The organism is Proteus sp. TSJ240517 (assembly GCF_047921575.1).
Lineage (GTDB): Bacteria > Pseudomonadota > Gammaproteobacteria > Enterobacterales > Enterobacteriaceae > Proteus.
In genome coordinates this window covers 301,656-327,655 of sequence record NZ_JBLRMH010000004.1, presented here as the reverse complement: position 1 = coordinate 327,655, position 26,000 = coordinate 301,656, and the positions used below count along the sequence as shown (strand labels likewise).

The 26,000-nt window shown below is 39.1% G+C and carries 21 protein-coding genes; 2 read left to right on the top strand and 19 right to left on the bottom strand.

Annotated features, from left to right (window positions below; translation table 11 throughout):
* From cysW to ACNARN_RS09490, 6 genes are all read right to left on the bottom strand, one after another.
* Nucleotides 1-843 (bottom strand): sulfate/thiosulfate ABC transporter permease CysW, encoded by an 843-nt coding sequence (cysW, locus tag ACNARN_RS09515; protein WP_196534097.1) that lies wholly within the window; start codon nucleotides 841-843, stop codon nucleotides 1-3.
* Entirely contained in the window at nucleotides 843-1,676 is an 834-nt protein-coding gene (gene cysT, locus ACNARN_RS09510; protein WP_072068681.1) for a sulfate/thiosulfate ABC transporter permease CysT, read from the bottom strand. The genes cysW and cysT overlap by 1 nt, the downstream gene beginning before the upstream one ends.
* Complete coding sequence (gene cysP / locus ACNARN_RS09505; protein WP_198632665.1) at nucleotides 1,676-2,695, bottom strand: thiosulfate ABC transporter substrate-binding protein CysP; 1,020 nt, start codon at nucleotides 2,693-2,695, stop codon at nucleotides 1,676-1,678. Before cysP ends, cysT begins: the two co-directional genes overlap by 1 nt.
* 236 nt (nucleotides 2,696-2,931) lie before the next feature.
* On the bottom strand, nucleotides 2,932-3,828 hold the full coding sequence (locus ACNARN_RS09500) for a Dyp-type peroxidase (protein WP_109370951.1): 897 nt from the start codon (nucleotides 3,826-3,828) through the stop codon (nucleotides 2,932-2,934).
* Between the two features lie 153 nt (nucleotides 3,829-3,981).
* Nucleotides 3,982-4,578: an RpoE-regulated lipoprotein gene (locus ACNARN_RS09495; RefSeq protein ID WP_416304399.1), complete on the bottom strand. Its 597-nt coding sequence runs from the start codon at nucleotides 4,576-4,578 to the stop codon at nucleotides 3,982-3,984.
* A gap of 350 nt (nucleotides 4,579-4,928) precedes the next feature.
* Nucleotides 4,929-5,366, bottom strand: a complete 438-nt coding sequence (locus ACNARN_RS09490) for a GNAT family acetyltransferase (RefSeq protein ID WP_109371471.1) — start codon at nucleotides 5,364-5,366, stop codon at nucleotides 4,929-4,931.
* 133 nt (nucleotides 5,367-5,499) lie between these two features.
* On the opposite strand from ACNARN_RS09490, the gene hemF reads away from it, so the two are divergent.
* Nucleotides 5,500-6,408 carry an oxygen-dependent coproporphyrinogen oxidase gene (gene hemF / locus ACNARN_RS09485; RefSeq protein WP_198625814.1) on the top strand — a complete coding sequence of 303 codons (909 nt, stop codon included), beginning with the start codon at nucleotides 5,500-5,502 and terminating at the stop codon, nucleotides 6,406-6,408.
* 89 nt (nucleotides 6,409-6,497) lie between these two features.
* On the opposite strand, the gene ACNARN_RS09480 is transcribed toward hemF, so the two are convergent.
* On the bottom strand, nucleotides 6,498-6,845 hold the full coding sequence (locus ACNARN_RS09480) for a hypothetical protein (protein WP_232797509.1): 348 nt from the start codon (nucleotides 6,843-6,845) through the stop codon (nucleotides 6,498-6,500).
* Between the two features lie 306 nt (nucleotides 6,846-7,151).
* Between ACNARN_RS09480 and ACNARN_RS09475 the strand changes: the two genes are divergently transcribed.
* Nucleotides 7,152-8,066 (top strand): Gfo/Idh/MocA family protein, encoded by a 915-nt coding sequence (locus tag ACNARN_RS09475; RefSeq protein ID WP_416304398.1) that lies wholly within the window; start codon nucleotides 7,152-7,154, stop codon nucleotides 8,064-8,066.
* A gap of 70 nt (nucleotides 8,067-8,136) precedes the next feature.
* Here ACNARN_RS09475 and der read toward each other — a convergent pair whose 3' ends face one another.
* From der to ACNARN_RS09415, 12 genes are all read right to left on the bottom strand, one after another.
* Nucleotides 8,137-9,627, bottom strand: coding sequence for a ribosome biogenesis GTPase Der (gene der / locus ACNARN_RS09470; RefSeq protein ID WP_098942308.1), 1,491 nt, complete (start codon nucleotides 9,625-9,627; stop codon nucleotides 8,137-8,139).
* Between the two features lie 119 nt (nucleotides 9,628-9,746).
* Entirely contained in the window at nucleotides 9,747-10,919 is a 1,173-nt protein-coding gene (gene bamB, locus ACNARN_RS09465; protein WP_109370955.1) for an outer membrane protein assembly factor BamB, read from the bottom strand.
* A 14-nt stretch (nucleotides 10,920-10,933) separates the two neighbouring features.
* Nucleotides 10,934-11,554 carry a YfgM family protein gene (locus tag ACNARN_RS09460; RefSeq protein WP_109370956.1) on the bottom strand — a complete coding sequence of 207 codons (621 nt, stop codon included), beginning with the start codon at nucleotides 11,552-11,554 and terminating at the stop codon, nucleotides 10,934-10,936.
* A gap of 10 nt (nucleotides 11,555-11,564) precedes the next feature.
* Nucleotides 11,565-12,848 (bottom strand): histidine--tRNA ligase, encoded by a 1,284-nt coding sequence (gene hisS / locus ACNARN_RS09455; RefSeq protein WP_036912557.1) that lies wholly within the window; start codon nucleotides 12,846-12,848, stop codon nucleotides 11,565-11,567.
* A 122-nt stretch (nucleotides 12,849-12,970) separates the two neighbouring features.
* Nucleotides 12,971-14,092: a flavodoxin-dependent (E)-4-hydroxy-3-methylbut-2-enyl-diphosphate synthase gene (ispG, locus tag ACNARN_RS09450; protein WP_196534106.1), complete on the bottom strand. Its 1,122-nt coding sequence runs from the start codon at nucleotides 14,090-14,092 to the stop codon at nucleotides 12,971-12,973.
* A 47-nt stretch (nucleotides 14,093-14,139) separates the two neighbouring features.
* Nucleotides 14,140-15,108 (bottom strand): cytoskeleton protein RodZ, encoded by a 969-nt coding sequence (gene rodZ, locus ACNARN_RS09445; protein ID WP_416304397.1) that lies wholly within the window; start codon nucleotides 15,106-15,108, stop codon nucleotides 14,140-14,142.
* Between the two features lie 76 nt (nucleotides 15,109-15,184).
* Entirely contained in the window at nucleotides 15,185-15,619 is a 435-nt protein-coding gene (locus ACNARN_RS09440; protein ID WP_198619733.1) for a hypothetical protein, read from the bottom strand.
* An 88-nt stretch (nucleotides 15,620-15,707) separates the two neighbouring features.
* Nucleotides 15,708-16,889: a bifunctional tRNA (adenosine(37)-C2)-methyltransferase TrmG/ribosomal RNA large subunit methyltransferase RlmN gene (locus ACNARN_RS09435; protein ID WP_023581631.1), complete on the bottom strand. Its 1,182-nt coding sequence runs from the start codon at nucleotides 16,887-16,889 to the stop codon at nucleotides 15,708-15,710.
* A 155-nt stretch (nucleotides 16,890-17,044) separates the two neighbouring features.
* Nucleotides 17,045-17,470, bottom strand: a complete 426-nt coding sequence (gene ndk / locus ACNARN_RS09430) for a nucleoside-diphosphate kinase (RefSeq protein ID WP_023581630.1) — start codon at nucleotides 17,468-17,470, stop codon at nucleotides 17,045-17,047.
* Between the two features lie 343 nt (nucleotides 17,471-17,813).
* Nucleotides 17,814-20,135 (bottom strand): peptidoglycan glycosyltransferase PbpC, encoded by a 2,322-nt coding sequence (pbpC, locus tag ACNARN_RS09425; RefSeq protein ID WP_416304396.1) that lies wholly within the window; start codon nucleotides 20,133-20,135, stop codon nucleotides 17,814-17,816.
* A gap of 48 nt (nucleotides 20,136-20,183) precedes the next feature.
* Nucleotides 20,184-25,277, bottom strand: a complete 5,094-nt coding sequence (locus tag ACNARN_RS09420) for an alpha-2-macroglobulin (protein WP_198632667.1) — start codon at nucleotides 25,275-25,277, stop codon at nucleotides 20,184-20,186.
* A gap of 288 nt (nucleotides 25,278-25,565) precedes the next feature.
* Entirely contained in the window at nucleotides 25,566-25,991 is a 426-nt protein-coding gene (locus tag ACNARN_RS09415; protein ID WP_349442986.1) for an enhanced serine sensitivity protein SseB C-terminal domain-containing protein, read from the bottom strand.
* Nucleotides 25,992-26,000 lie beyond the last annotated feature (9 nt).

Sequence of the window (26,000 nt, the reverse complement as noted above, 5' to 3'; positions counted from 1 at the left end):
TCATTGCTGACGAGCTAAGTGCCATTGCAATGCACTTTTAAACATTAAAGTGAATATTGCCATCATGGCGAGTAATGCAGCCGCCGTAAATGCACCAACGGTATTGTAATCTTGATGAAGTAATTCCACTTGTAACGGTAGTGAATAGGTTTCGCCACGAATAGCACCAGACACCACAGAAACCGCACCAAATTCACCAATTGCTCTAGCATTCGTTAATACAACACCATAGAGCAATGCCCAGCGAATATTAGGCAACGTCACTCGCCAAAACATCTTCCAACCACTCGCTCCTAATAACACGGCGGCTTCATCTTCTTGGCTACCTTGGCTCATCATCACTGGCACCAGTTCTCTGACTACAAAAGGGCAAGTGACAAACACCGTAACTAATACCATTCCCGGCCATGAGAACATAAGCTGGATATCAAATTGCGATAACCACTGCCCAGCCCAGCCATTACTACCGTAAAAAAGCAGATAAAGTAATCCAGCAACCACTGGAGATACTGCAAATGGAATATCTATCAACGTCATTAACAGTTGGCGCCCCGGAAAACGAAAGCGCGTGACAAGCCATGCCATACTGACACCGAACAACATATTGACAGGTACAGTGATTAGCGCGATGAGAACCGTTAACCAGACAGCATGTAACATATCGCTGTCTAATAAATTCTCAGTAAATATTTCAACGCCTTTTGAAAACGCGGTCATAAAGATCCACGCAATAGGCACAACTAAAAATAAAATGGATAACACAACGCCAGTAAAGATTAACCCCCACTTTACCCAATCAATTTGGCGACGATATACCGAGCGTTGTTGCATAATATCTGACATCAATGCCCCCTTAACCGTTGACCAAATCGGCTTTGTAATCCATTAATTGAAAACAGTAAGACTAATGAAACAAGTAAAATTACAGAAGCAACGGCACTTGCCGCAGGATAATCAAATTCTTGCAATCGAATAAAAATCATCAAAGAAACGACTTCTGTTTGCCATGCAATATTGCCAGCAATAAAAATAACGGCGCCAAACTCACCTAAACTGCGCGTAAAAGAGAGCGCGGTTCCCGCTATTAGTGCCGGTGATAACTCAGGTAATACAACCTTACGAAAAGTCTGCCAACGACTCGCTCCTAGCGTCTCAGCCGCTTCTTCATACTCAGGGCCTAACTCTTCAAGAACTGGCTGAACCGTTCTTACAACAAAAGGTAAACTGGTAAAAGCCATAGCAACGGCAATGCCAATCCATGTATTAATGACTTTTATATCAAATTTATCCAATACAAAACCGTACCAGCCTTGTGTTGAAAAAAGCGTTGCGAGTGTCAAACCAGCAACAGCCGTAGGTAAAGCGAAAGGCAAATCCATTAAACCATCAAGCAGTTGTCTACCTGGAAAACGGTAACGAGTAATGATCCACGCAAGCAACATACCGAAAATAGCATTAAAAATGCTGGCAACTGCCGCCGCTAATAGCGTGACTTTATAAGCGGCCACAATTTGTGGATGCGTGATTACTGCCCAATATTGAGCCCAACTCATATCAGAAAGTTGCACAACCAGCGCACTCATTGGTAACAGTAAGATCAAGCAGGTATAAAACAGTGTTCCACCTAAACTTAATCCAAATCCCGGTAAAACCCGTTTGCTGGTTGTGGTAAACATTATTGACGTCCTTGCGCTAATAACTTGTCAAGCATGCCATCTGTCGTGAAATGTGTTTTCATCACGTTATTCCAGTCACCAAATACTTCTTCAACCGTAAATAGTGACGTTGCGGGGAACTGTGCTGTTTTTTCAGCCATGACCGCTTTATCATTTACGCGATAATTAAATTGCGTGATGATCTCTTGTGCTCTCGGGCTGTATAAATAGTTTAGATAAGCTTTTGCCAGTGCTTCGGTGTCGTTACGTTGAACATTTTTATCAATCCAAGCGACTGGAAATTCAGCTAAAATATCAACAGGTGGCACAATGACTTGATATTCATCTTCACCATATTGTTGACGAATATTATTAACTTCAGATTCAAAGCTTATTAATACATCTCCGAGTCCACGTTCAATAAAAGAAGTCGTTGCACCACGGCCTCCTGTATCAAACACCTCAACATTCTTGAGGAATTTCTTCATCGCTTCTTGTGTTTTCTCATCGTTACCATAAGCTTTTTCAAAAGCGCCCCACGCGGCTAAATAGGTATAGCGACCATTACCCGATGTTTTAGGATTAGGGAAAACCACTTTGACATCTTCACGGGTTAAATCTTCCCATGAAGTAATGTTCTTGGGATTTCCTTTGCGTACTAAATACGCCATGGTGGAATAATAAGGTGAACTATTATTAGGAAGACGTTGTTGCCAATCAGCAGGAATTAATTTGCCTTTATCATGCAAAATTTGCACATCAGTAACTTGGTTATAGGTCACTACATCCGCAGGTAAACCTTGCAATATTGCAAGTGCTTGCTTAGAAGAGCCTGCATGTGATTGTTTGATGGTGACTTTATCGTCAGGATGTTGTGCATCCCATTGCGTTTTAAAGTCGCTGTTTAGCTGTGTGAATAACTCTCTGGCGATATCATAAGAGCTATTAAGTAATTGAGCCGCCCCTGCATAACTACTAACCACCAAAGACAATGCTGCGGTTGCTTGTAATGCAAAGGTTCTGATCATGTTTTTCTTCATTAAAAGTACCCATCATTGTAAGTTTTATTCTAATGGTTACTCTATCGACTTTATTTATAACAGTGTAGTTAGCTTTTGTTATTTGATATAACTATAAGATATTAAAAATGAATAAAACTCAGGCTAATTAATTAAATTTGCATCAATTACTCTTTATATGAAAAAAATTCAGACAAAAATGCCCGCTTTTAAAGCAGGCATTTCATTAATAAAGCGTATTTAACACTAGATAATAATCACAGTGATTTTAATACTTCATAAGAAGGTGCGAAGTAATAACTTCCCGTTACAGGTTTACTCATACGTAATAGGTCATCATGTTTGCCGTCTAATTCACCAAACATGCTCAATAGTTGCTGCTCGATGTTATATAAACGACCACAGTAAGCTAAGAAATATAAACCATGTTTACCGCTTGCAGTACCGTAAGGCAGGCTGTGGCGTAAAATCGCTAGCTCTTCACCATCTTCTTCAATCACAACACGAGAAACATGAGATGTCACATTACGCTCAGATTCATCAAGTTCAACACTGTCTTTTTTAGTGCGACCGATCATTTTTTCTTGGTCTGATTCACTAAAACGAGCCCATTTTTTCAGGTTATGCTCATAACGTTGCACTAAAACATAACTACCACCAGCATCAATGCCGTCATTAATTAGTGCAACACCATAACGTTCATCATCCTGTGGATTTTCTGTGCCATCAATGAAACCACTTAAATCGCGCTCTTCTATCCAACGGAAACCATGTATTTCTTCTTCAACTTTGATTGCATCACCAAAAGCAGCAATTGCGGCTTGTGCTAGTGAGAAATTCACATCATGACGCATAGATTGGATATGAATAAGAAGATCGCGCTGTGTTGCAGGCGCTAAACCTTTACCTAGAGGGCGAAAAGGTTTGAGCTCTGGTGCGCTATTTTCATCGGAAAGTTTTTTCCAGAGATCAGAACCAAATGCAACAACTGCGCCTAGTGATGCATCAGGAAATTGCTTTTGTAAATCAGATAATGATTGCATGAATTTCTGACATCCTTCACGCAGAGCCTCTAATTCACCGACAACCATTGCTTCGATAAAAAGACCAAATTTACTATGTGCGACTAAAATGCCACTTTGTGCATGAGACATATTGCTTTCCTAATCAATAATCAAAACACCTAGAATGATGTTAATTATATCGAATATTTTTTTCTGAAGATTTGCCTTTTAACAAAAATCGGACAGTCTGATTATAAAATCTTCCTTGTTTTATAAGGAATAGCATAAGGAATAGCGTGAAGGCTATTTGTTCTGCCAAATAATTTGCGTTAACGTCCAGTTAGATAGAACTTCATCAGGTGGCATTAATCCATCAGGACCATCCCATTGACCACTAAAGACATAACTCACCGATTTAGCTTCTGTGGATTGACATAAAATAGTTCTCTGTTTTTCATCTTTAGAACCTTTGCTGCACACACCAAATGCTTTTTTATAGATATCTTTAAATGGTGTACCCATCGTTGTACCCCAATCTGTCGTAGCCTTGGCATCAAAGACTTCTATTTTCTCAACAGTGCCTTTTTCTTTGCCATAGAAAGCCACTTGAACTTTATTATCTTCAAGCGCTTGGACTACAACAATAATATTGCTACCTTGCATCTCCATGCCTTCACGATAATTGAAGCTACTCCCTAGCTCATTTTTTATTTCACTTTCTGCTATTTTGGTTGAGCTGGTAATATTTCCTAATCCATTGGCAGAAATTGTTAACGTATCATTTGAAAACCAATTCATCGGATTTAGTGCAGAAAAAGACATTCCTCCCATGGATGAACAGCCACTTAATAGCAAAACACTTGTGCTTAAACACAAGGGTAACCAAAACTTAGGCATCATTTATTTCTCCGTTAAACTTTTTCGTCACACATTAAAATAGATATTGAGGTTATTAAGTACACCTTATCTTACTCTTTGTATCGTCTCAATCATCAGGCTAAAACAGTTGCGATAAGTCAGCATAACAAAATATTTACTGATTTGATCTTAGATAACCACATGAAAAGAAAGCCTAGTTACGACCATCAACATAACATTTTGTTCCACAGAAAAGGCAATATCAGATTTTACGCATAAAATAAGAAGTACAAATGTAAGAATAGAAACAAAGAAAAAAGAGATGAGCATAAAGGGAAGAATAGAAAGGGAAGAGAAATAACCCCTAAAGATATCAGGGGTTTTAAACACAATTAAAGATCAAAATCCTGATCAACAATTAATCGTTTAGTATAAGTTGTGCTTTCTTGGTTTTGATCTTCATACAATAACTTCTCAAACATACAAATTGTTGCATCATTTTCTTCTGGTACAACTAATGTAATTTGAGGACACCCTTTCGCGATCAGCTTTTTCTCTAACCGAGAGATCAATGCATTCGCAATGCCTCTTCCTCGAAAATCTGGATGAACGCCCAAATAGTATAAAGAACCACGATGACCATCATAGCCCCCCATCACACTACCCACGAGTTCACCCGCGACTTCGGCGATCAGAAACAAATCTGGTGAGTGGTTTATTTTTCTTTCAATATCAATTTCAGGATCGTTATCAGGCGATATCAAATCGCAACGCTCCCAAAGTGTAATAATTGCCTCAAAATCATCTTGGCGAAATACACGTATTTCCATGGTTTTGCCCATTATCGGTCACATAAATCTGAATTTATTATCGCTTGTTTAGTTTATGAATCAACTTGAAAATGAGAACATAGACAATATGGAGTTCTATTTTTAATAAATATGATAAAAATTGTAGGTTATTATGAATTTGCCTGATATTCATCGCGTTAAAGAATTTTTCTTATCACTACAAGATACGATTTGTCGCTCTCTTGAAAACATAGACCAAAAAGCCACTTTTCAGCAAGATAACTGGGAAAGAAAAGAAGGAGGCGGTGGTCGTACTCGCGTTTTAACCAATGGCGCTCTTTTTGAACAAGCTGGCGTCAATTTCTCGCATGTTTATGGCGACACATTACCGAAATCTGCCACTGCACATCGCCCTGAATTAGCAGGACGTCGTTTTCAAGCAATGGGTGTTTCATTAGTTATTCACCCTCTTAATCCTTATATTCCAACTTCTCATGCTAACGTGCGTTTTTTTATTGCTGAAAAAGAGGGAGAAGATCCTGTTTGGTGGTTTGGTGGTGGCTTTGACTTAACACCTTATTATGGGTTTGAAGAAGATGTTATTCATTGGCATAAAGTAGCTAAATCGGTTTGTACTCCTTTTAGTGAAGATTATTACCCTCGTTATAAAAAATGGTGTGATGATTATTTTTATATTAAACACCGCAATGAACCTCGTGGTGTAGGTGGCCTTTTCTTTGATGATTTAAATACTCCAGATTTTGACCATTGTTTCGAATTTGTCCAACAGGTTGGGCTTGGTTATCTTGATGCCTATTTGCCTATTGTTGAAAAGCGCAAATCAATGCCTTGGGGAGAGCGTGAACGCCAGTTCCAACTCTATCGCCGTGGCCGCTATGTTGAATTCAATTTAGTGTGGGATAGAGGTACATTATTTGGCTTGCAAAGCGGCGGAAGAACAGAGTCCATTTTAATGTCGATGCCTCCCTTAGTCCGTTTTGAGTACAATTACTCACCCGAACCGAATACCCCAGAAGCAAAGTTATACAGTGACTTTTTGATCCAAAAAGAGTGGGTATAAAATACTTCATTCATTGAGAGTAAAGCCACATTAAAAATGTGGCTTTACTAGAATCAAACGAGAAGTTTAATAACAAATATTTCCTAAAATCAATTAAACAAAAAAGCCAGTAAACCTGTCACTTTATTTTTGTTTTCCCACCCTTCTGCTCTCATACAGGTATTGAAATAGTCTTTACGTTCCCATTCATTAGCATCGGAAGGAAGAGATGCTCCTGCGCCTGAATTAGGAATATCTTTACCATTTATACTCATAGGAGCAAAAGAAGGCTGGCTTGAAGCCACATATCTCGCGGGATATCGCGCTTTAGCTTCTTGCATACACATATTCTTAGCAATATCTAACGGTGATGGATTTGTAGTTTTTGCTTCCCATTTTTCAGGTGTTGCACATGCAGAAAGCGTAAAAATTGATGCAATGATGATCGTTTTTTTCAAAGTAATGGCTCATTAAGACGAATGGGAATCAATTGCATTTTAGCTATTTTTTTAAAGAAATAATTAATTTTTTATGAAGCTTAATCTCATTGAATAATCATTGAGCATAAAAAACGACAAATTAAATGTTAAATAAGCTGTGACACCTCATTTAAGACAGTGATATCTATTTTTCATAATTTATCTCACTAAAATATATCAAAGCTCCCATCATGCAAGTATGTTGAAAAAATATAAAATTGAAAAATTTATCATTTTTCTTGTCTTAAACTAATCATGCCATCTAAGAAATAAGGAAGGTAAATAATGAGAAAATTACGTATTGGTATGGTCGGTTTAGGATCAATTGCACAAAAAGTTTATCTACCTATTTTAAGTAAAGCTTCTAAGTGGGAATTTATAGGCGCATTTTCACCTAATCAGGAAAAAGGGAATATAATTTGTGCCACTTATCGTATCCCTTTATTCACTAGCTTAAGTGCTTTAGCTCAACAGTGTGATGCGATATTTGTACATAGTACAACTTCAAGTCATTTCGAAGTTATAGACTATTTATTAAACGCAGGTGTACATGTTTATGTTGATAAACCCTTAACAGAACATATTCACCAATCTGAGGCACTTATTGAGCTTGCTGCCAAGAAAAATAAAAAACTCATGGTGGGTTTTAATCGCCGCTTTGCCCCCTTTTATCATCAGTTGAAACAAAATATTACCCACCTTTCTTCTTTAAGAATTGATAAACATCGATGTGATAGTGTCGACCCTAAAGAGACTCGTTTTACCTTGTTTGATGACTATTTACATGTTGTTGATACAGCGCTTTGGTTAGCAGGTTCAAACGCTAAATTATTGAGTGGTAGTATTATCCAAACAAAAGAAAATGCACTTTTTTATGCTGAACACCATTTAAAAATCAACGATTGCTGGATAACAACATCAATGCACAGAAAAGCAGGAAGCCAGCAAGAGCAGATTATTGCCGTTGATGAAGATGCAATCCATCAAATTACAAATATGAATTTATGGCGCAGTGAAAGCAGAAGTAGGCTCACTGAAAAACATCCAGAAAATTGGGACCCCATTTTATTACAACGAGGTTTTATTGGGGCGGTGGAACACTTTATTGAATGTGTTACGAATAATACAGAGCCATCGACAAGTGGAGAGCAAGCCATTGTTGCTCAACTCATGATAGAAAAAATGTTAGCTAATCAATAAATTCCAGGTATAAAAAAACTGAGTTCATTATAAATTGAACTCAGTTTTTATTTTTTGACGTTAAATTAACTTATTTCGATTTCTTCAAATGTGACATTAAACGCTTACGTTTACGCAACTGAGATTGTGTTAATTTATTTTTCTTATCCGCATAAGGGTTTTCACCCTCTTTAAATTGAATACGGATTGGCGTACCCATCACTTGCAGAGTACGGCGGAAATAGTTCATCAAATAGCGCTTATAGCTATCTGGTAAATCAGTGACCTGATTACCATGAATAACTACAACAGGTGGATTATAACCACCAGCATGTGCATATTTCATTTTTACACGACGTCCACGAACAATTGGTGGCTGATGATCATCTTCTGCCATCTTCATGATGCGAGTTAGCATAGAAGTTCCTACGCGACGCGTTGCACAGACATAGGCTTCTTGAATTGATTCAAAAAGATTACCCACGCCACTACCATGTAATGCAGAAATAAAGTGAACACGCGCAAAGTCAACAAAGCCTAGTTTAAGATCAAGCATGGCTTTTACTTGTTCGCGATCGTCTTGTGTCATGCCATCCCATTTATTAACAGCAATGACTAATGAACGACCTGCATTCAAGATATAACCTAATAATGAAAGATCCTGATCTGAAATACCTTCACGGGCATCAATAACCAGCAATGCAACGTTAGAGTCTTCAATGGCTTGTAATGTTTTGATAACAGAGAATTTTTCTACTGTTTCTTTTACTTTACCACGTTTACGAACACCCGCTGTATCGATGATGATATATTCTTTTTCATCACGTTCCATTGGAATATAGATACTGTCACGGGTTGTACCTGGCATATCGTAAACAACCACACGATCTTCACCAAGCATGCGGTTTGTCAATGTTGATTTACCGACATTAGGACGACCAACAATCGCTAATTTTACCGGTAATGTAGAAGGATCAAAGTCGTCTTCTTCCTCTTCTAACGCTTGTGCTTCTTGTTCTGCTTCTAATGCAGCCCAATAAGCCGCATTTTCTTCTTCTTCAGTCAGCTCTAGCTCTTCTTCCACTACTTTACCCGTAATTGGTAAGAGTGCTTGTTCAATCAATTGAGCAACACCACGACCATGAGATGCAGCAATTGGGAAGATTTCGCCTAATCCTAAAGAGTAAAAATCAGCTAATGCAGTATCAATATCGATACCGTCAGTTTTATTCGCAACTAAATACGTTTTTTTCTCAACACCACGAAGGTGTTTTGCAATACCTTGGTCTGCTGGCATCAAGCCCGCACGAGCATCAACTAAAAACAGTACGATATCGGCTTCTTGAATAGCCTGTAGCGATTGTGATGCCATATGGGTTTCAACACCCTCTTCAGCACCATCAATACCACCGGTATCAATAATAATAAATTCTTCGCCTTCTAACTCTGCTCGACCATATTTACGGTCACGGGTGAGGCCTGGAAAATCGGCAACTAAAGCGTCTCTTGTGCGTGTTAGTCGATTAAATAACGTGGATTTACCCACGTTAGGGCGCCCTACTAAGGCAATAACGGGTATCATTTTTTGATGCCTCATAAAAATACAATCACAAACCTGATTGTATTTTACATGTAATTACTAAAAAGACGAAACGGCTCCTTTAAAGGAGCCGTAAAATAAATAGATTTGTCAGCAATTAATTACCGACTATAAAGATAAAGCTTACCGTCGCGAGCTTGGATCATCAGTTTATCTTGTACCGCTTGAGGGCGACTTAATAAGCCTGAACTGTTCACTTGGTTTTGTGCAATAAATTTACCTGTATTGGTATCAATCCAATGGAGATAACCTTCTGCATCACCAACCACTAAATAACCATCAAAAATAGCCGGAGCAGTTAAATTGCGATGCAATAAATCTTCTTGTGTCCATAATGTCACACCATCAGATTTACGAACAGATAAAACTCTGTCATTTTGGTCAACAAGGTAAAGATTATCACCCAACAGCACCATATCATTGACTGAGCCTAACTCACGTTTCCAAAGAATTTGTCCAGAACGCATATCAAGGCTAACTAAATTACCGTTATACGCCATTGCATAAACAGTATTTTCATCAATAATCGGTGTGATATCCACATCATTTAATCGGCTAATTTCAGTAGAGCCTTTAATTTGTGAAATATTTTGTTGCCAAATCAACTGCCCTTGAGAAAGAACAACTGCACTGACACGGCCATTATCTGCACCAATAATAGCTGCGCCATAAGCAACAGCAGGTGCAGACTCGCCACGAAGAGATAATGATGGAGTATCTAAGTTAATAGTCCAAGAAATCTCACCACTTAACAAGTCGAGTCCTTGCAACATACCATTACTGGTATGAATAAGTACTAAACCATCACTAACAACAGGTTTTGAAATGGCTTCACCAGCAACATCTGCTTCCCAATCAATGGAGCCATCTTCAGTGTTCAGTGCGTATACTTTCGCTTTTTCAGTTCCCACAAAAACGCGAGTGCCTGAAACTGTTAACCCACCAGAAAGTAATGCGGACTCATTGGATGAAAGAAAACCTGTTTTAATAGAGAGATCTTGCGACCAAAGCTCTTTACCTGTTTCTACATCTAATGCTTTCACTAAACCATGGCGATCAGCGACATAAACAACTGCGCCATCCCATGTTGGTGACAAGTGAGAATAGTATTTACCAATACCATTTCCAACTGATTTGTCCCAAACAGCTCTAGGTGTAAATTGGCTTTGCACCTCAGGCAATGGAGACATTGTCACATTATCCTGTTCACTAGAACATCCTGCCAACAAAGCAGATGCTAGTAGACCAACCAGGAGAGTTTTACGCAGTTGCATGTCTGAAGATCCCTTTAATTGGATAAATTATTGAGTTTAAGTTCAACCAGTGAGCGAATAGCACCCGCATTTTCATCAGTTAATGCGCTACGATAAGCGGTTGTAGCACCCGTGTTATCGCCTTTTTTCGCTAAGACATCGCCACGGATATAATTTTTCATTCCATTCCATGCTTTGCCTTTCACTTGCTCTAACGAAACTAAAGCAGCATCTGTTTTATCTAATGCTAATTGTACACGAGCTAAACGAAGATTAAGCATATCTGCAAATGCGTCATTTTTTACTTTTGCCACAGCATTCGTTAGATGGCGTTCACCACTGACTAAATCATTAGCATCAATAGCGATTTGGGCTAGCTCTAATGAAGCTAAAGCGCCATAAATATCATTCGTTTCAGTAACAAATTTTTCAGCTAATGCAATATTTTCAGGCGTAGGCTTAGCAAGTGCCTCGCTGACTGTTGCAAAAGCACCTGCGCTTTCTTGCAGACGATTTGTTTGATGTGATTGCCAATATTTCCAACCAAACACACCACCAAAACCAATAACAGCGGCTAAAACGATAGTTAAGCCGTAGTTTTTAAAGAACTGTTTAATTGCATCAACTTGTTCGTTTTCGGTGCTATAAACTTCCACAAGTCTCTCCTTAACCTAATAACAGAGTCAATTGCTGAGCGAGCTCATTGCGAGCAACGATTGTTTGTTCCCCTGAACGCAAATCTTTCACTGCAACAGTGCCGGCATTAATTTCATCTTCGCCTAAAATCAGAGCAATTTTAGCGCCTTGTTTATCAGCACGCCCTAACTGCTTTTTAAAGTTACCATTACCATGATTCGTCATTAAACGTAATGTTGGTAATTGATCACGAATTTCTTCAGCCAGCATTAATGCTGCGCTTTGACTCTTTTCGCCAAATGAAGCAAGGTAAACATCAGCGACATTAGTATCTGCAACAAATTCAGGGTTAACCGCTTGAACTAATAAGATCATGCGTTCCATCCCCATAGCAAAACCAACTGCTGGTGTTGGGTGTCCACCAAGTTGCTTCACAAGGCCATCGTAACGGCCACCCGCACACACGGTTCCCTGTGAACCTAATGCGCTAGTTACCCACTCAAAAACAGTACGGTTATAATAGTCTAAACCACGAACTAAACGCTGATTAACACGATATGTAATACCGACAGCATCCAATAAAGCACAAAGACCATCAAAGTGCGCTCTTGATTCGTCATCAAGATAATCGAAAAGTTCAGGCGCATCATTCAATAAAGTCTGAATTTCTGGATTTTTTGAGTCTAAAACACGTAATGGGTTAGAATACATACGACGTTTGCAGTCTTCATCTAACTTATCTACGTGCTGCTCTAAGAAAGCAACTAACGCTTCACGATATTTAGCACGCGCTTCTAATGAACCAATAGAGTTAAGTTCTAATGTTACGTGTTCTGCAATACCTAACGCTTTCCACCAACGCGCAGTTAGCATAATTAATTCCGCATCAATATCTGGGCCTTGTAGACCAAAGACCTCTGCACCTAACTGGTGAAATTGACGATAACGACCTTTTTGAGGGCGCTCATAACGGAACATTGGTCCTAAATACCATAAACGTTGTTCTTGGTTATAAAGCAAACCATGCTCGATACCCGCACGAACACAACCTGCTGTGTTTTCTGGGCGTAATGTCAGACTTTGAGCATCTTCGCCACGATCGGTAAAAGTATACATTTCTTTTTCAACAACATCGGTCACTTCACCAATTGCTCGCTGAAATAGAGGGGTATGCTCTACGATAGGTGTTCTGATTTCACTAAAGCCGTAACCCGCTAAAATTTGTTTTAGCGTATTTTCAATTTTCTGCCATACACGAGTGTCAGCAGGTAGATAGTCGTTCATACCACGAATGGCTTGGATTTTTTGTGCCACTTTTCTTCTCTAATAGTTATTAATTGATTGTTAGGCTGATTATAGAAGCGAAATCAATCAGTATTCAATGTGAAATCAATAGTAAAACTGGCTCATTGATTAATGAGCCAGTTTTTTGAGTATTATTTGTCCAGCTGATTTATATTTATACGCATACTATCATCAAGCATTGATGCTTTAGCTCGAATTTTCGCTTCTAATAAATCAATCATATTAACGTTATCAAGACGCTCTTTTTGTCTCACACCATCTTCATAAAAACCACTTCGTGTTTTAGCGCCAGTTACACCTAGCGTTGAAACTTCAGCTTCGCCTGGTCCATTAACAACACAACCAATAATAGAAACATCCATAGGTGTGATGATATCTTCCAAACGTTGCTCTAATTCGTTGACTGTTCCAATAACATCAAATTCTTGACGAGAACACGTTGGGCAAGCAATAAAGTTAATTCCGCGAGAACGAATACGTAAGGATTTGAGAATATCAAAACCGACTTTAACTTCTTCAACCGGATCTGCAGCTAATGAGATCCTTAATGTATCGCCGATACCTTCTGATAATAAGATCCCAAGACCAATCGCAGATTTAACAGATCCCGCTCTTGCACCACCCGCTTCGGTGATCCCAAGATGCAATGGTTGATCTATTTTTTTTGCTAGCAAACGGTAAGAATCAACAGCAAGGAAAACATCAGAAGCTTTTACACTGACTTTAAATTGTTCAAAATTCAGCTTATCAAGGATATCCACATGGCGCATCGCCGATTCAACTAACGCCTCAGGTGTTGGCTCTCCGTATTTCTCTTGAATATCTTTCTCAAGTGAACCGCCGTTTACGCCAATACGAATAGGAATATTGTTGTGACGGGCGCAATCAACAACTTGGCGAATGCGTTCTTCACTACCAATATTACCTGGATTGATACGTAAACAATCAACACCATATTCAGCGACTTTTAATGCGATACGGTAGTCAAAATGAATATCAGCGACTAAAGGCACATTAACTTGTTGCTTAATTAATTTGAATGCTTCCGCAGCATCCATTGTGGGTACAGAAACTCGAACAATATCCACCCCTACACGTTCCAGAGATTTTATCTGGCGAACAGTCGCTTCTACGTCTGTTGTTCGTGTATTCGTCATCGACTGTACCGCGATAGGAGCGCCATCGCCAACAGGTACATTGCCCACATAAATTCGTGTCGATTTACGACGAATAATAGGTGATTCTTTATGCATTGATTAATTCTCCCATGCTTCCATGCTTGCTCAAAGGTGTAGTCAGATTAAGCGCTCGGTACTGTTATTTTCGCTATTTTTCCAGTAAAACGGCTTAAATCAACAGATTCACCATTAAACTGTAAGCGAGTAACAGAAGGTGCGCCTATTTTTAGTTTATAAGGTTGCTCACCATCAAATTCCAAACGATCACCCGCTTTCTTAATACCATTAAATAAGACTTTATTTTGAGCATTACGAACTTCTAACCAACATTCACCATCAAACATAAGAACCAATTGATTCGCAATAGCAGGAGCTTCCGATGAAGTAGATTCTTGCGTTGAATTTGCTCGAGAAGTTGTTGATGTTGTTAGTGGTGAGACTGGTAATGGAACCGTTCTCACTTCTGTTGGTGCTGGTGACGTCGTTTCAGCCGTTGGTGATGTAGCGACATTATTCGCCTGATTATCAACTAATGGCGACGCAGGTACTTGTAAATTATCACCTTCAGATGTTGACGTATTATCTAAGGTTGCTAAAGGAGAATCTATCGTGTTGGTGTTTTCTTGTGTACTATTTTGCCCTACGTCTTGAGATGCCATAGAGACTAATTCTTGTTGATCCGCCTGATGACCTTGCCACCACCAAACACCTACTAATGCAATCATAACAATCAAAATCACCCAAGTGATTTTCATCAGCCAACCTTCACGTTTTTTATGACGTTTGCCTAATGAGTAATTTTGTGTGGTTGTCATTCTAATTTGTTTAACAGGCGCTTGTTGGTCGATAAAACCAAGGATGTCTTTTTCAGGAACACCAACGAGCTTGGCATAAGAACGCATATATCCGCGTAAAAATGTGGGTGCAATATCAGAAGAAACAGAATCTGTTTCAATGTCGCGCACTGTTGATAACTTCAAACAAAGTCGATCAGCAACAGTTTGTTGTGTTAGCCCTACTTTTTCTCGTGCCTGACGTAAAAGTTGACCTGCTGTTAATTTCACTTCTTCGGTTTTGTTTTCAGTATTCATTAGCAATCTAGGCACTGTGGCTATTGGATGTTTAACATTGATGAACTCGCAAAAGCACAAAGTACCTTAACGTATATCACCGCGAATTTTTTGATATTTTATTATCACTTTGCTGACAGACCAAATAATCTGGCGGTATATCCTCAATTAACACACTATTATTGTTTAATAGTTTTTGTTCACAAAGGAAATTACCATAAAGCCTTAATACATTAACATTTACTGGCTTCGAGTTCATCGCTAATTTGTAATAATCTAACGCTTGAATAGAATTTCCTAATAACTGCGATGTTAATGCCATTCCTAAATTTGCATCAGGATGATTTGGCATCACTGATAACACTTTTTGGAAATGATATTGCGCTATTTGATATTGTCTTTCAGCTAAATAAGCATCACCTAATTGTAAACGTGTAGACACTGCAACACGTTCTTGATTGGCTGATGATTGACAACCAAGTGTCAATAGCATCAAGCCAATAGTTATAACTACTGATGATATCCTTATCATCGTTTTATTCCTCAAATATATTCATCCTTGTTCTCTCTACATTGTAATTATGTAATACACTTCACAAAGAAAGAGATATCCAACTGTATCAGACTGCTTTTACTGAAATTAGTTCACCTTGTTGGCGTTTTTTCAGTGTACGTTTTGTACGGTCAATAACATCACCTGCTAATTGTCCACAAGCCGCATCAATATCATCGCCACGGGTTTTACGTACAATCGTCGTAAAGCCATATTCCATTAATACTTTAGAGAAACGGTCAATACGGCTATTAGAACTACGTCCATATGGCGCACCTGGGAACGGGTTCCATGGAATTAAGTTAATTTTACACGGCGTGTCTTTTAAAAGCTCAGCTAATTGGTGTGCTTGGTCTGTGCTGTCATTAATATGATCAAGCATGACATATTCAATAGTCACTCGCCCTTGGTTCGCGTTTGATTTAGCAATATAACGGCGAACACCTTCAAGAAACATTTCAATATTGTATTTCTTGTTAATTGGAACGATTTCATCACGAATTTCATCAGTTGGTGCATGCAATGAAATAGCTAAAGCCACGTCCACAGCATCACCTAATTTATCTAATGCAGGTACAACACCTGATGTAGAGACAGTGACACGACGTTTAGATAGACCAAAACCAAAATCATCCATCATGATTTCAAGTGCTGGAATAACATTATTTAAATTTAGTAATGGCTCACCCATTCCCATCATCACGACATTAGTAATAGGACGACGGCCTGTCTCTTTTAATGAACCGATAATTTTAGCTGCACGCCAAACTTGCCCAATAATTTCAGACACTTTCAAGTTACGGTTAAAACCTTGCTGTGCAGTTGAACAGAACTTGCACTCTAAAGCACAACCCACTTGTGAAGAAACACATAATGTTGCGCGATCATCTTCTGGAATGTACACAGTTTCTACTTGTTGATCGCCAACTTTAATTGCCCACTTAATCGTGCCATCTGTTGAACGTTGTTCTTCAGAAACTTCAGGTGCTTTAATTTCAGCAATTTCTTTTAATTTATTGCGTAACACCTTGTTGATATCTGTCATTTGATCAAAATCGTCATAACAGTAGTGGTACATCCACTTCATAATTTGGTCAGCACGGAAAGGTTTTTCGCCCATAGAGACAAAAAGCTCACGCATCTGTTTACGATTTAAATCTAACAGATTAATTTTAGTTTTTTGATTCACAGTATTTTCTTTAGAAACAGCGACAGAAGCGCTTGGCGCTGGAGTGGTAGATTGGGTCATGACATTGCCTCGTTGTTACACTATGCGGCCTGCATTAGCATTGATGCTAATGGGATACTTATATATTTGTATAATAAACAATAATAAAAAACGCCCTGTTAATTATCAAACAGGGCGTCGCATTGTACTGTTTTTCGCGTAGAGATGCTAATAAATTAGCGCGCGCAAACTTCGTTTTCAGTGAAGAAGTATGCGATTTCACGAGCAGCAGAAGCTTCTGAATCTGAACCGTGTACCGCGTTTTCAGTAAAGCTATCAGCGTAGTCAGCACGTAATGTACCTGCTAATGCGTTGTCTGGGTTAGTTGCGCCCATCAGATCACGGTGACGTTGAATCGCATTTTCACCTTCTAACACTTGAACCATGATTGGACCAGAAGTCATAAATTCAACTAGACCGTCAAAGAAAGGGCGGCCTTTGTGTTCTTCATAAAAGCCTTCAGCTTGTTCGCGCGTTAAATGCAACATTTTAGCGCCAATGATGCTAAAACCTGCACTTTCAAAACGGTGATAGATAGCGCCGATAACATTTTTTTTCACTGCGTTTGGTTTGATAATAGAAAATGTGCGCTGAATAGCCATGTCTTACCTCTAAATTATTTTATTAATGATAACTTTTGTTATTTCTTTTATCGCAGATCATGGAAAAACGAATCAAAAACCGCATTCCCTGCAAAAAATAGGGCTCGATTATAGGAGGATAAAAATAAATTGCACAGATTGAATATCCTTTTTTTTAAGAAACTGTGGCAAAAAAGTTATAAATTATCGATCTAATCACATTTTTGACGTATTCCATGTTCAAACTTGAAAATAAGAATAAAAAAGAACCGAAATGACACTCGATAAATAGTCTAATTATCTTTATTAAAAAACCTATTTTAGTGAAAAATCTCTCAGTTCTCATTTATTCCATTGATTTAGTTTAACGAAATATAAAATTAACCATATCCGTTTGACCACTTAGATCAAGCACAGAAAGTTGATATTTACCTCGTTTTTCTAATAAATAAGAGAATGTTTCTCCGTTTTCTGTTTTACCTATTTGCTCACCATTTAAAAACCACCATTGCATACCACTTCCTCCTTGCGTAGAAACTGTTATTTCGAGATTAGTTTCACCAGGTAATGGCCTTAATAAATCACCCGCACGAATACCCGAGATAAACAAGGGAATAATATCTTCTTTAATTGGTGGGCAAGTTTCAGAAATCGGTGGCAGTCGTTTTGCTCTGCGCTCTTTTTCAGGCAACCATGCTTCTAATGCTATCGGCCATAAAGCAATATCTTTTAACTCTGCATTAGGACAATTAGGCCCAGTGCGTTTACCTTCATCATCTAACCAAATTTTTTCGTTGATCCCCAAAATACCTTCTTGGCTATCATTCAATAAAGTTGGCGGAATAGTGTTATCTAAGATCCAGCTTCGACGACTAACTCGACAGTTACTATCTTCTTTAGGTAATGCCTTACCTGTCGGCCAACAGATTGTTGCTGCTGTTACACTATTAGGACGTAAATCAGTAGGTGGTCTTTGTTTATTTTGATAGAAATAGCCAGTTAATAAGTTATTGACCTGATTCATAATAGGGACAGCCGTTGCAAAGCCAAATTGCCCTGCAACAGGTGTTCCATCAGGTCTGCCCACCCAAACACCAATGGTGTAGCGAGCATTCACACCGATAGACCACGCATCCCGATAGCCATAACTTGTCCCTGTTTTCCAAGCTAAAGGAACAACGGGTGAAATTGCACTATCTGGGCGAGGTCTGGCTTCTCCGGCTAATATGCGTCTGACAATCCATGCTGCACCTTGTGACATCAACACTCGGTTTTCTATTATTTGTTCCGGCTTAAAACGCAACGGTGCTGTTTTTCCTTGCCTTGCTAATGCACTGAAGGCGGAAACGAGCTCATCCATTCGTGTTGCAGTTCCTCCTAAGATCAGCGCTAAATTTGGCTCTGAACCATAAGGAAAGCGCATTTCAAGATGGTTATGACGCAATTTCGCTGCAAATTTCTTTGCACCATACACTTCGATAAGTTGTACTGCTGGCAAATTCAAAGAACGACTTAGTGCTTCACTGGCACTGACCGCACCATTAAAATCAGAGTCAAAATTACCAGGACGATAATTATCAAATCGACGAGGAACATCTTGTAAGAGTGATTCTGCATGAATAAGCCCTTCATCTAATGCGAGTGCATAAATAAATGGCTTTAATGTTGAACCTGGCGAACGCCATGCGCTAATCATATCGACATGACCAAAGCGCGAATTGTCATTAAAATCAGCAGAACCAACATACCCTTTCACACTCATATCCGTATGATCAACAACTAGGATGGCTAAGGATGTTTTATCCGCTAATTGATACTTCCATTGATTCGCAATATCTTCGAGTTGTCGTTGAATATTGATATCAATCGTGGTGGTAATAACAGGCTCTCGCTTTTCGTTATACATACGACGAGCCAGCAGTGGTGCTAATTGCGGTGTTTGCCTTGGCGCTAATAAAACCTGCTCTTCTTTGATTTCATCAACTTTTTCTTGTGGCCATATTTGATACTCAGCCAATCTATCTAATACTTTATCTCTGGCAGCTTGAGCACGTTCAGGATATCTATCTGGTCGTAAACGACTTGGTGCTTGTGGCAATACAGCCATTAATGTCGCCTCTCCCGCAGATAAATCAGCGGGTGATTTGCCTAAATAAGCCCAACTTGCAGCACCAATGCCCTCTAACGTACCGCCAAAGGGTGCTCTATTGAGGTAAATTTCCAGAATTTCATCTTTTGAGTAATACCACTCTAATTGCAAGGTGCGCCAAAGCTGTTTGATTTTTCCCCCTAAAGTATGGGAGTGAGGATCAATAAGGCGAGCCACTTGCATTGATAACGTGCTTCCGCCTGACACAATTCTTCCTGAACTTAGATCTTGCCACGCCGCACGTAATATCGCCATCGGGTTAACACCAGGATGCTGATAAAACCAGCGATCTTCATAAGTGATTAAAGCTTCTAAATATTCAGGAGAGACATCAGCAAGTTTGACATGATAACGCCATACCCCTTCTTTATCGGCAAAGCGCCAAAGAGGAGTACCATCTTGCGCTGTAACAATAGTCGCAATTTGAGGTTCAGGATCAGGGAGAGGCCAAATTTTATCTGCGATCCAGACTAAAATTGGCGTTGTTAGCAAAAAAATAATGATAACAGCAATAAGCCGTTTATATCCTAGTTTCATTCAATCACTCAAAGGAAAAAGCCCTTTCCGAAGAAAGGGCTACAAGATTTAAGGAACAACGTCAATCTTGGTTTCTGTTGATCCTATTGCACGCCAATAAGGCACATACATGGATTCAACTTGTGGTGGTGGTACTTGATAGTTACCTGGTGTTACAGCTCTTGCTAAATAGAGCAATGTCGTAGGGCGATATTTATCAACAGAGATAGCAGCAACAAAGCGATCATCTCGATACTCAAGATGTTTGATATTCGCTTGTCCCATATCGTCGATAAATTCCTGCAAGTCTGCAGCACTATCACTTAAGCTTGCACTACTTGATGCTAAGTTTTGGTTTTCGATTTCAAGACCAGCTGGTAATAAATCAACAACTAATGCATCAGGTACGTCTCTATCAGCAGAAACTTCCAGTTTAACCACCAGCATTTCACCACTTTGTAAGCGATTAGGATGAACGCGGTTTCCTTTCAAATCATAATAACTGCGATGGATATTTAATATATTACTATAAGGAGCAGGAGCCACTTTAGGATAGCCCACGATATTCATACGAGAATAAATCGCGGCACCACCACGATTATTTAGCTCTAAGCCTTCTTGTAATTGTGCTGATGTTAATGTCTCATTGACTGCACGATCGCTACTGATTGCGGGAACTTGACGATTAACAGCAACTTCCCAAGGCTGTTCTGCCATATTAATAAAGAAGCGCCCAGCAAGGTATAACGAGTTACTTTCTTGGGTTGAGAACCATTCACGGCTTGTTAAGTTATCAGATAGTGTCATCACACTTGCATCACGAGATTGTGTTTCAAGGTTATTTTCACTTAACAATGCAATAATTAATGCTTGGTCACGAATGGTGCTACCGTAGTCGCCCAATCCATAATTATATTTACGCGTTGTTGTCACACCTTCAGCAATCAAGCTTTCAGCGCGGCTGCCATCCCCCATCAGTTTTAATGCGATACCTAACTGAACTAAGGCTAAACCACTTCCTGCTTGATTACGCTCAAGATAGAGACGACGTAATTCACCTAAAGGTGCTTTTTGCTGATTAGCTAATACTAACGCGGCATAAGCCCTTGCTGAGAAACGTGCTGCATCTTGATTAACCGCATATTCATAGTTAACTAAGCTTTTATCTTGTAAATAACGTAATAAACGATCATTCGCACGTTTTAATGAATCAGTTGGAACTGAATAACCTTGTTGTGACGCACGGAATAAGAAGTCAGTCGCATAAGCGGTTAACCAATATTCTTCACGTCCCCCCTGATCCCATAAAGAGAATCCGCCTTCTGACTTTTGCATCGTCAGCAGATGAGCAATACCTTTATCAATAGCCGCTTTTCTATCAGCATCAGTTTGCGTTTTAATTCCCAACTGTTTCAACTCTTTTTCTGTTGAATACAGTGAAGGATAAAGCCCGCTGACTGTTTGTTCTAAGCAACCATAAGGATAAGCAAATAGCTCTCTAACATAACGCGCCACTTGTAACGGAGGACGGCTTGTTAGTAATAACTCACCTTCAAGCGTTGAGCTATTAAAGCGACTTAAAATTTCTGATGGTAAGCGCCAAGTATCACCATCTTGCAATGTGCTTGCATAATGAATAGTTTCTGCTGGGAATGCAGGGCGAACACCAATATTCCATGTATTGTGATAAGGTTTAATCTCTTCACCTGGTACTTTAATACCATAAATAGACAGTGAGAATTCCCCCTGACCAAAGCCATGTTTCGCTTTTACTGGGATTTGAATTTGAGTACGTTCACCTTTCGTTAGCGAGACAGTTTTGCTTTCAGCGCCACCTAACCCCACCAACCCTGAAGCGGTATAATTTAAGGTAATAGATTGTGCATCATCTGTCAGATTGGTTAAATCTAACGATAAAAGTGCATTATCACCACCAGCCATAAAGCGAGGTAATGAAAGCTGAGTCACTAAAGGTGCAGCAATAACAACTTTACCTTCCTGACTACCAAATTTATCCGCAGTCCAAGCTTGCGCCATTAAACGAACTTCACCATTAAACTCTGGAATAGGCAAAGAAACTTCGCCCTCACCTTGAGCATTTAATTTTACAGGAGCTGTTTGTTGAGCAATAATTTGCACATCAGTTAATGGCTTTTTGCCACCACGAGATAATGCGGCAGCTTCACCACCATCACCACCAAAACGCAAGTTAGCTAAACGACCTTGCCCTTCAATTAATTGACCGTAAACATCATATTGGTCAATGCTATAACGTTTACGACCAAAGAAGGCATCGTAAGGATCAGGGGTTTTATACTCTGTGATATTCAATACACCAGTATCAACCGCAGAAACTAATACATTAATATTTTCAGGTAATGGCTGACCAGCAACTGGATTCGCTTTAATACGAATTTTTAAATCTTGGTTAGGGCGAATTTTTTCAGGTGCATCAAGTGAAATATCAATCCGACGGTTTTTATCCTGTAATGGTAAATGCAAAATACCCACAGCACGTTTTACTGTCGCTTGTTTTGAAGTATCTCCTGGTCTTACAACAACAGAAGTCAGATAGAGATCGTGTCTTGCCCACTCTTTATTAATAGGCACTTCAACATCAAGCCCTTTTTCTGGTACATCAATTTCCTGCCACCATAAAGGTCCATTACTTGATTCAAGTAACACATAACCTTTACCCGGATGAGGTGCAACAATGTTTAACTTAACTTTTTCGCCCGGTAAATAACCATCTTTATCCAGTTTCAATTTAACTTGGTCTGGTCTTACCGCGCCTGTTCCACCAGTGTTATCCATCCAAGAATAACCTGCCCAGAAACGTAGGCTACTAACTAATTCTGTTTTAGGATCAACAACTTCAATACGATAAGAGCCCCACTCAACAGGGAATGCCACTTTTGCGGTGCCATCTTTCGCAATCTTAATTGTTTGCTCATCCATTTGCAGATCTTTTTCGTTATAGCCAGATTCCCAGCCATTCGAACTAGACCAACGCCAGTAATAATCATGGCGTTCATAGATAAACTTCACTTTCAGATCATTAGCAGGTAGTTTTTTGCCGTCTTGGTCTGTATAGACAATTTCAAATTCAGCCATTGAGTTTTCATCAACGCTATAACCTGATTTATATTTGTCTGTACGATAATCGTAGACTTCTTTTTTAGGAAAGACAGGACGAATACCCGCAAGATGAGTGGCAGGCCAAACTGCTTGTTGATAACGACGAGTAACAGGACGTCCACCCGCTTCAAGTAAGCTTGCTTGTAGAATAATATTGATAGGTGATTTCAACTCAGCGTAGCGTTCACTATCAACACTTAACTCACCTTCACCATCAGAGTCTAAATTAAGTTCAAACTCATCCAGTAGACGGCTGAAGTTTTCATCTTTTACAGTACCAAATTCATATCCAGGTAATTTACTGACAGCTTCACGAGAGGCTTTTAAGAAGACTTGCCCTTGTAAGCGATTATCGGCAGCTGGTGCGCCATAAAGATAGCGACCCTTAATGTCAAAATAAGCGTCATTACCACTCAATAAAATGCCTTTCTTACCAGTGATTTCTAATGCCATACGTTCTGGCATAAAATCTTCGACCTGAAACTCATAGAAACGAGGTGTACCATCGCCTACATCAAAACGTAAGGTACGTGTACCAGTATTTTCATCCGCAGGAATAACTAATTTTAATTGGTAAAGCCCCTTTTCAGGTTGCCAAACAAAACTACGAGACACTTGCCCGTCTGTTTTAAGCAGATCGACTTTAACAGGTTGCTCTTTAATAGGATTACCATCACCGTCACGTAGCAATGCGTTAACGATCAATGTTTCACCGGGACGATAGAGATCACGTGGGCCGAAAGCAAAAAACTGTTTGCTATAACCTTGTGGGCCACCAATATCAAATTCAGACAGATCAAGCGCAGGTTTACGCAAGTCAATCATACTGGTTTGCCCATCACGAATAGCCATTAATAAACGTGCTTTATCACTTTTCTCAAGTGTGGCATGCCCTTGGCTATCTGTCTGTGCTTTAGAAATCAATCCACCTTTTTCATCTAATAGGCGAATTTCTACTTTATCTAATGCAGAACCATTTTTAAGTGATTGGGTAAAGATATCTAACGTATCAAGATAACTGTGCATCGACAGTCCGATATCACTAAATGTAAATACCGTTGCTGGCACCGTATAAGAATACTTACCCGCTTGTTGCATAACCGCAATGTAGGCACCCTCTTTTTTCAGGGCATCTATTGATTTTAGCGGTAACAACACGTTTTCACGGGTATTTGTTTCTGTGTTTAATTCAAAGCGACCGGTATAAACCAGATCAGCTTGAGATAAAAACTCATCTGATTCCCAATAGTTAATATTAGAACGGCTTTCCCATTGCGTTAAGAATTGGGCTAATTGCTCATCTTTAACACGGAAAAAGTTTACGTCAACTTGCCCCACATTTAACGCAATGATGGGTAGACCTTCAGCCGCTTCAAGTGGCAGTAACGATCCTTTACTGGTAAAGCCAACAGATGGGAAAATTTCTTCTGTTGTTAGTTTCTGGCTAAAAGGTGTCGTTAATGTACGTTCATTAATACCTTTTATTTTTTCATCAATAGTTAAATTTAATTCTGTTGATGGTGGTAAATGACGGAAACGTAGTTCCATTAGGTTATCAGATAGCTCCCACGCACCTTCTAATTTCCCTTTTTTGGTATCAACAAGATGAATAACATCATCAAACTTTTGGTCAGGATCAAGCGGTACAGAGAAAGTCACAACCATTGTGCTCGCACCATCACGCTGTAATTCTGATGCATCTAATACGGTGACTTCTTTTCCAGCAAAACGCATTGCCAACTCATCACGGACTTCTTTACTTTTTAATGCAGTTTCGTTATTCGTTTTTGTTGTAACTGCTGGTTTTTCGCTTATTTGAGTTGCAGTACCTGATGTGCTCTGAGCGGTATCTTTTTGCTCTGTCACTTGTGTATTTTGCGTCTTATCAGCAGATGATGTGTTTTCATCCGTTTTATCATCACAACCTGTAAGAGCCAATGCTGATGCCAATACAACAGCAAGAGAGCTCCAACGATAGCCTCTCTTTTCTGTATATTGTCTAAATTGGTTTTGGTTCATATCCATTTCCTTTAATTCAACCCCTGAATAATGCGATGTTCTATGCAGGCAGAGATAATATATGTATTTTTTTATGCTAATAAGATAAAGAATAACTTAATAAGCTATCTTTTACCGCGTAAGACGAAATAAATTACAAAACAAAGTCGTCTTATTTTTACTTTAAAAATAAAACCTATCTAAAACAAAGTGTTATATAAAAATGCAAACAATTTGCTAATTTAATCAATTTTCTATTATAAGATAAAAAAAAGCGATATCTGATGAGATATCGCCTAAATTTAGAGGGCTGTATTAACTATCCAAATTAACTATTGGGATGCCTTTTCTTAAGAATCCCCCTAGTTTGCGTTGATAAAAAGGTGATACATGGTGGATCATAAAATGACTCACGCCTTTTTCATCTTTATTCACAAAGCAAAAATCTAGAGATTGTCCTTCTTCTAAATATTCAAAAGCCGATTCAGCCGCTTGTGGGAGTATCTGCATGATCACATCTTCTTCACCCGTTATTTCTAAACCAATAAGATAAAATGACTCTTCATCATCTTGCTCCTGAGCATTAACAATAAAGGCGCGGCGGATCGGTTTATGTTCACCAAAAAACTCGCTAAGCGCGGTTATTAATTTTTCAGGTTGTGGCTCTAGAACACTCAACTTTAAAGAAGAACCTTCAACAGAAACAATTTCTTGTGTCTCAAATTGTTCAGATACACCCATTACAAACTC

Excerpts from the sequence above, each read along its gene's own strand:
- ACNARN_RS09415 (WP_349442986.1), bottom strand. The coding sequence starts at position 25,991 with ATGGGTGTATCTGAACAATTTGAGACACAAGAAATTGTTTCTGTTGAA.
- ACNARN_RS09435 (WP_023581631.1), bottom strand. The coding sequence starts at position 16,889 with ATGACCCAATCTACCACTCCAGCGCCAAGCGCTTCTGTCGCTGTTTCT.
- cysP (WP_198632665.1), bottom strand. The coding sequence starts at position 2,695 with ATGAAGAAAAACATGATCAGAACCTTTGCATTACAAGCAACCGCAGCA.
- der (WP_098942308.1), bottom strand. The coding sequence starts at position 9,627 with ATGATACCCGTTATTGCCTTAGTAGGGCGCCCTAACGTGGGTAAATCC.
- cysT (WP_072068681.1), bottom strand. The coding sequence starts at position 1,676 with ATGTTTACCACAACCAGCAAACGGGTTTTACCGGGATTTGGATTAAGT.
- bamB (WP_109370955.1), bottom strand. The coding sequence starts at position 10,919 with ATGCAACTGCGTAAAACTCTCCTGGTTGGTCTACTAGCATCTGCTTTG.
- hemF (WP_198625814.1), top strand. The coding sequence starts at position 5,500 with ATGAATTTGCCTGATATTCATCGCGTTAAAGAATTTTTCTTATCACTA.
- ACNARN_RS09495 (WP_416304399.1), bottom strand. The coding sequence starts at position 4,578 with ATGATGCCTAAGTTTTGGTTACCCTTGTGTTTAAGCACAAGTGTTTTG.
- pbpC (WP_416304396.1), bottom strand. The coding sequence starts at position 20,135 with ATGAAACTAGGATATAAACGGCTTATTGCTGTTATCATTATTTTTTTG.
- ACNARN_RS09420 (WP_198632667.1), bottom strand. The coding sequence starts at position 25,277 with ATGGATATGAACCAAAACCAATTTAGACAATATACAGAAAAGAGAGGC.
- ispG (WP_196534106.1), bottom strand. The coding sequence starts at position 14,092 with ATGCATAAAGAATCACCTATTATTCGTCGTAAATCGACACGAATTTAT.
- ACNARN_RS09490 (WP_109371471.1), bottom strand. The coding sequence starts at position 5,366 with ATGGAAATACGTGTATTTCGCCAAGATGATTTTGAGGCAATTATTACA.
- ndk (WP_023581630.1), bottom strand. The coding sequence starts at position 17,470 with ATGGCTATTCAGCGCACATTTTCTATTATCAAACCAAACGCAGTGAAA.
- ACNARN_RS09475 (WP_416304398.1), top strand. The coding sequence starts at position 7,152 with ATGAGAAAATTACGTATTGGTATGGTCGGTTTAGGATCAATTGCACAA.
- cysW (WP_196534097.1), bottom strand. The coding sequence starts at position 843 with ATGTCAGATATTATGCAACAACGCTCGGTATATCGTCGCCAAATTGAT.
- rodZ (WP_416304397.1), bottom strand. The coding sequence starts at position 15,108 with ATGAATACTGAAAACAAAACCGAAGAAGTGAAATTAACAGCAGGTCAA.
- ACNARN_RS09500 (WP_109370951.1), bottom strand. The coding sequence starts at position 3,828 with ATGTCTCATGCACAAAGTGGCATTTTAGTCGCACATAGTAAATTTGGT.
- ACNARN_RS09440 (WP_198619733.1), bottom strand. The coding sequence starts at position 15,619 with ATGATAAGGATATCATCAGTAGTTATAACTATTGGCTTGATGCTATTG.